The organism is Ruegeria sp. YTSA226 (genome assembly GCF_059609905.1).
The window spans coordinates 95,014-101,013 of sequence record NZ_JBXWMQ010000012.1; the positions used below are offsets into that span (position 1 = coordinate 95,014).

Annotated in this window: 7 protein-coding genes; 3 read left to right on the forward strand and 4 right to left on the reverse strand. The window is 57.9% G+C overall.

The window, feature by feature from the left end; all coding sequences use genetic code 11:
- Positions 1 to 107: 107 nt before the first annotated feature.
- From AC2FFF_RS14915 to AC2FFF_RS14930, 4 genes are all read right to left on the reverse strand, one after another.
- Positions 108 to 680: a cob(I)yrinic acid a,c-diamide adenosyltransferase gene (locus AC2FFF_RS14915; RefSeq protein ID WP_142639287.1), complete on the reverse strand. Its 573-nt coding sequence runs from the start codon at positions 678 to 680 to the stop codon at positions 108 to 110.
- Positions 681 to 884, reverse strand: a complete 204-nt coding sequence (locus AC2FFF_RS14920) for a twin transmembrane helix small protein (RefSeq protein ID WP_142639289.1) — start codon at positions 882 to 884, stop codon at positions 681 to 683.
- A gap of 80 nt (positions 885 to 964) precedes the next feature.
- Positions 965 to 1,792 carry an SDR family NAD(P)-dependent oxidoreductase gene (locus AC2FFF_RS14925; RefSeq protein WP_142639291.1) on the reverse strand — a complete coding sequence of 276 codons (828 nt, stop codon included), beginning with the start codon at positions 1,790 to 1,792 and terminating at the stop codon, positions 965 to 967.
- 68 nt (positions 1,793 to 1,860) lie between these two features.
- Entirely contained in the window at positions 1,861 to 2,463 is a 603-nt protein-coding gene (locus AC2FFF_RS14930; RefSeq protein WP_246097307.1) for an SH3 domain-containing protein, read from the reverse strand.
- A 201-nt stretch (positions 2,464 to 2,664) separates the two neighbouring features.
- Between AC2FFF_RS14930 and AC2FFF_RS14935 the strand changes: the two genes are divergently transcribed.
- The 3 genes from AC2FFF_RS14935 to AC2FFF_RS14945 form a co-directional block, all read left to right on the forward strand.
- Complete coding sequence (locus AC2FFF_RS14935; RefSeq protein ID WP_142639294.1) at positions 2,665 to 5,013, forward strand: DNA topoisomerase IV subunit A; 2,349 nt, start codon at positions 2,665 to 2,667, stop codon at positions 5,011 to 5,013.
- A gap of 95 nt (positions 5,014 to 5,108) precedes the next feature.
- Positions 5,109 to 5,699, forward strand: coding sequence for a hypothetical protein (locus tag AC2FFF_RS14940; protein ID WP_142639296.1), 591 nt, complete (start codon positions 5,109 to 5,111; stop codon positions 5,697 to 5,699).
- A 116-nt stretch (positions 5,700 to 5,815) separates the two neighbouring features.
- Positions 5,816 to 6,000: GTP-binding protein (locus tag AC2FFF_RS14945; RefSeq protein WP_353332348.1), on the forward strand; the 185-nt coding region annotated here is incomplete at its 3' end.

The window sequence follows — 6,000 nt, forward strand, 5'->3', positions numbered from 1 at the left end:
ACCAGACATCCACCCAAAAGGCAGAAAGCTATCGGTTTGCGCCCGCCCGTCGGGCCGGGGCTTCGCCCTTCCGGTCGCCGCCGCGTCCACTGGACGCGACGCCGCTTTCAGCGGTTCGCGCCCGGAACCCACAGAACATCTTGGGTTCCGTTTTCATTGGCACAACGGGCTGCGACGAAGAACCAGTCGCTCAGACGGTTCAGGTACTTGACTGCGGTTTCGTTGACCGGCTCCATGTTGGTCAGCTCAACCGCAAGCCGTTCGGCCCGGCGCGATACGGTTCGACATACATGCAGATGCGCCGCAAGACGCGAGCCACCGGGCAGGATGAAACTGCGCAGCGGTTCCAAGGCTTCGTTCATCGCGTCGATTTCAACCTCCAGCCGGTCAATCTGCGAGGGCACGATGCGCAGAGGCGGATAGTCTGCTTCGGCATCCTTTTCCATGTCGGGACGACAGAAATCTGCGCCCAGATCAAACAGGTCATTCTGAATGCGGGCGAGTGCAGCTTCGACATCCCCATCTGCCTCGGTCCGGGCGACGCCGACAAAGGCGTTCAACTCGTCCACGGTGCCATAAGCGGTCACGCGGCCCGAGTATTTGGCGACGCGTTCGCCATTGCCGAGTGCGGTTTTGCCATCATCACCGGTGCGGGTGTAAATCTTGTTCAATACGACCATTTACTGACCTCCCTGACCGCGCAGCCAGACGTAAAGCACGATCAGAATCACGGCGATGAACTGAAACAGGATACGCAGGCGCATATACTTGTTGCTTTTCAGTGCCGCGTCCCTGCCGCTTTTGCCAAAATTCGAGATGCCAAGCGCCAATACGACGACAACCGCCGCCATGGCCAAAAGCAAAATGACCATCATTAGGTCCATGAGTACACCGTCCGTGTTTCTGTTTGCCTAGGGCTATCATCTAGCCCCGTGCGTGCCAAAAGCGAACGGGTTATTTCGCCTCAGACCCCTGCAAGGATGCGGTCAATCGCACGTGTCGATAGAATGCGGCGCAAACAACCGGCGATAAATGTAGGTGTTGTCACATAGTATCGGGGGCGCGGGCGCTTGGATTCTACGGCGTGGGCCAGCTTGGTCGTAACCGCTGATGCGGGCAGTTCAAACCGATCCGGCCCCGACGATTCGTACAGTCTTTTCAACAAAGAGGACTCATACCGCTCGCGCAGGGCCGAGTTTTGCCAGTTGATGAACCGCTCGAAGAATGGGATTGAGTTTTCGCGGATTTTAGATGTGATCGGGCCAGGTTCGATCAAAATGACCTTGATCCCCGTATCAGCCAGTTCCAGGCGCAGTGTATCCGTCAGCCCTTCGATTGCATATTTCGTGGCCACATAGGCGCCGCGCCACGGATAGGCCACCAGACCCAGCACCGAAGAGTTCTGAACGATTCGCCCGTGTCCTTGACTGCGCATAATCGGGATGACCTGCCTGGTCAGTTCGTGCCAGCCAAAGAAGTTCGCCTCGAAAATCTGACGCAGGCCTTCGGTCGGCAGGTCCTCGACCGCGCCGGGCAGGCCATGTGCGCCATTGTTGAACAGCGCGTCCAGGGTGCCTCCGGTGGCCTCCAACACTTCGTTCAAACCCGACGATATGCTGGCCGTGTCGGTATAATCAATGCACGGGCTTTCAAACCCCTGCGCCCGCAACCGGTCGCAATCGCGCTGTTGTTTGCACGAGGCAAACACGCGCCAGCCCCGCGCGCGCATCCCATGCGCCGCATCCAGTCCGATGCCCGATGAGCAGCCAGTAATTAGAATGGTTTTCTGCATGATTTTCCCGATTCTGAACCAGCCCCAAGCTAGGGTGCACAGAGTATGGGGACAATCATTGCTCCACGTCAGTCTGGTGTTTTTCTGACCAAAGAGGTCGAAATCCACCCCACCTGTTGCTGCGGCAACACGCGCAGTCGCAACCATCCGGTGCCCGAGTCACTTAGCACCTCGACCTTCTGGCCGATGCGCGCTTTGCCAACAATCGGGTAGATCGTTCCAGGGCCGTCACGCATGTTCACGCGGGTCCCGGAGATTTCCCGGATATCTTTCCTGGGTTCAGGCTGGGCGGCGGGTTCAGGCTGCACGTCCTTGGTGATTTGCTTCAGGCCAGTTACACCGTCTTCCAGGGACGCAAGCGTGATGCTGGCAGTCTGATCGTCAAACACCGAAAGCGCGTTGAAAGTGTCCAGACTGGCGGGTTCTGCGACAATCGCTGCGACTGCTGGCTGGGGATCAATCGGGCGCTCGCGCACGACCGGCGAGCGCATAGCGACATTTGTCACAAGCTCTTTTGCCGGAGACGGTGCTACGGTTTTGGGGGCCGCTTTCGAGGCGACTCGCACAGGCTGTTCTGACCGCACACCGCGCGGCTCGAAATTAGGCCCGCCACTCATGACGTAAAAGCACCAGCCAAGTGCAGCGAAACTCATTACAATCAGGCGCGTCATGGCGCATCCCCCGGTCGATCAATCAAAACAAAAAAAGGCAGCAGACTAATGTCAGACATCCTAGCATAATTCGCGACCCAAGTCGAAAAACGGGGGAAATCGGGGGGTTGCCTCCCCCTGTTGCAAAAAGCGCCACTTGTCCCCAGTAAAATATGTCTTGCTTGCTTTACCCGCGCGCCCTTGCGTCGTATCACATCATCTATGAATGATACGATCGACGACCCCAATATGGTGGCCCCCGAGAACGGGGGCGAAGTAGCCGAACCGCTGCGCCGCGCGATTGGTGAACGTTATCTGACCTATGCGCTGTCCACCATCATGCACCGGGCCTTGCCCGATGCACGGGATGGTCTGAAGCCGGTGCATCGGCGAATCCTCTATGCGATGCGCGAACTGCGACTCAGTGCAACGGGCGGGTTCCGTAAGTCGGCGAAAATCTCGGGCGATGTGATGGGTAACTATCACCCGCACGGCGATGCCGCGATTTATGACGCGATGGCGCGTTTGGCGCAGGATTTTAATGTGCGCTATCCGCTGGTCGACGGGCAGGGGAATTTCGGCAATATCGACGGCGATAACCCGGCGGCCTCTCGTTATACCGAAGCTCGGATGACCATCGTGGCCGAGGCTCTGCTTGAGGGTCTGAACGAGGATGCTGTCGATTTCCGTGACAACTATGACGGCACGCTGACCGAACCGGTGGTTCTGCCCGCGCTATTTCCGAATCTGCTGGCCAATGGCTCCAGCGGTATTGCGGTGGGCATGGCGACGAATATCCCGCCACATAACATCTCGGAACTGTGTGACGCCTGTTTGCATCTGATCAAGACGCCGGATGCGCGCGACGATACGCTTCTGAACTACGTGCCCGGACCGGATTTCCCAACCGGCGGCGTAATCGTTGAACCGCCTGCGAATATCGCGCAGGCCTATCGCACCGGGCGCGGGTCATTCCGCCTGCGCTGTAAGTTCGAGGTCGAGGATCTGGGCCGCGGTCAGTGGCAGATCGTCGTCACCGAGATTCCCTATCAGGTTCAGAAATCGAAGCTGATCGAAAAGATCGCCGAGCTGATTCAGACCAAGAAAATCCCGATCCTTGGCGACGTTCGTGACGAATCCGCAGATGACATCCGCCTGATCCTTGAGCCGCGTTCCAAGAATGTGGACCCCGAGGTTCTGATGGGCATGCTCTATCGCAACTCGGACCTTGAGGTGCGGTTCAGCCTGAACATGAACGTGCTGATCGACGGGGTGACACCCAAAGTCTGCTCGATGAAAGAAGTGCTTCGCGCCTTCCTTGATCACCGGCAAGAGGTTCTGCTGCGCCGGTCGCGCCACCGGATGGCCAAGATCGACCATCGGCTGGAGGTGTTGGAGGGCTTTATCGTTGCCTTCCTGAATCTTGACCGCGTGATCGACATTATCCGCTATGACGATGACCCCAAGGCTGCGCTGATGCGCGAAGACTGGGGCATCGACCATGTCCGCGCCACCAATGAGGCCGACTATGTCTCGCCCAAACCGGGCGAGGGCGAGCTGTCCGAGGTCCAGGTCGACGCAATTCTCAACATGCGTCTGCGCAGCTTGCGCCGTCTGGAAGAGATGGAGCTGGTTCGCGAACGCGATGAGCTGATGTTGGAACGTGCCAATCTCGAAGATCTGCTAGCCGACGAAAGCCTGCAATGGGCCAGCATCGCCGAGCAGTTGAAAGAGACCAAGAAAACCTTCGGCAAGGACTATGAGGGCGGAGCGCGGCGCACCCAGTTTGCCGAAGCCGGTCAGGTCGAAGAGGTCCCGCTTGAGGCGATGATCGACCGCGAACCGATCACGGTTGTCTGCTCTCAGATGGGCTGGATTCGCGCCATGACCGGCCATATCGACCTGAACCGCGAGTTGAAGTTCAAGGATGGCGATGGGCCACGGTTCATCTTCCATGCGGAAACCACCGATCGGCTGCTGGTCTTTGCCTCGAACGGTCGATTCTATACGATCAGTGCCGCGAATCTGCCCGGCGGTCGGGGTATGGGCGAACCGCTGCGCCTGATGGTCGACCTGCCGAATGAGGCGCAGATAATCGACATCCTGATCCACAAGCCGGGGCGCAAGCTGCTGGTGGCCTCGGATGCGGGTAACGGCTTCACCGTGCCCGAGGATGATGTGCTGGCGCAGACCCGAAACGGCAAACAGGTGCTGAACGTCAAAGGCGACGAAACAGCGATTATCTGTAAACCGATCGAAGGTGACCACGTTGCAGTGGTTTCTCAGAACGGCAAGTTTCTGGTCTTCCCGACCGAGGAACTGCCTGAAATGACCCGCGGCAAGGGCGTTCGCCTGCAAAAATACAATATGGCGCGCGGGCGGCAGGGGACGCTGGAATTGGACGGCGGGCTGTCAGATATCACCACCTTCAACTGGGAAGAGGGCCTGAAATGGTCCATGGGTGGCGACAAAACCCGGCACGAGGCAGATCTTTCGCAATGGCTGGCCAAGCGCGCCAGCGTCGGGAAAAAGCCGCCATACGGCTTCCCGCGTGATTTTAAATTCTCCTGATCAGGCCCGGTCACAGAGGATTTATGCCGATACCGCTTGGCACAAGCCGTATCGGTGCGTTAGATCAAAGAAAAACAGGCCTATCGAGACGAGATATGTTGCGCATTTTGACACTGATCACCGGATTGGCCCTGATGGGCGCCTGCACCCAAACGCAGGTTTACGAAGAGCCTGAGTCGCTGGGCGAATTCAAGTTGCGGGTAAACTATGCCTTTGCCGATAAGGCGGTGCAGGGACCGGTAAGCCGGGATGCGACGCCCGACGAATGGACTGCTGCCATTCAAAACGCGTTGGACATCCGCCTTGGGCGCTATACGGGCGCTCAGGAATACGACATCGGCATCAGCCTCGAGGGCTACATGCTGGCCCCTCCCGGCATTCCGGTGATCTATAACCCCAAGAGCACTGCGATTGTTCTGGTCAACGTTTATGACGTGAACAAGAAAGAGTTTCTTGCCAAAGGTAAGCAATTCCAGGTGCTGGAAGACACAACCGGCGGCAGTGCCCTGAAAGGGTCGGGCCATGAACGGACAAAGCAAGAGCAAATGAGCGGGCTGGCTCTGAAAGTTGCGGACCGAGTCGAAGAATGGTTGGCCGAGGAACATTTGGAAAACGGTTGGTTCGACCGGCGTCCCGAACTGATCCAGCCACTCGATTCAGGTGTAGCAACGCAAAATCCGGCTTAAAGAACGGCATTTCCCGCAGGATGTGCTTGATTTTCTCCTTTGAACCCAATATCTCGCGCGCGCAGATGTAACCACGGGACCAAGGGTCCCCCAAAGCACAAAAGGGCGCCTGAGGAATGGCAAAGGAAAAGTTTGAGCGTAATAAGCCGCACGTCAACATTGGCACGATTGGGCACGTTGACCACGGCAAGACGACGCTGACCGCAGCGATCACCAAGTATTTTGGTGACTTCAAAGCGTATGACCAGATTGACGGCGCGCCGGAAGAGAAGGCCCGCGGCATCACCATCTCGACGGCCCA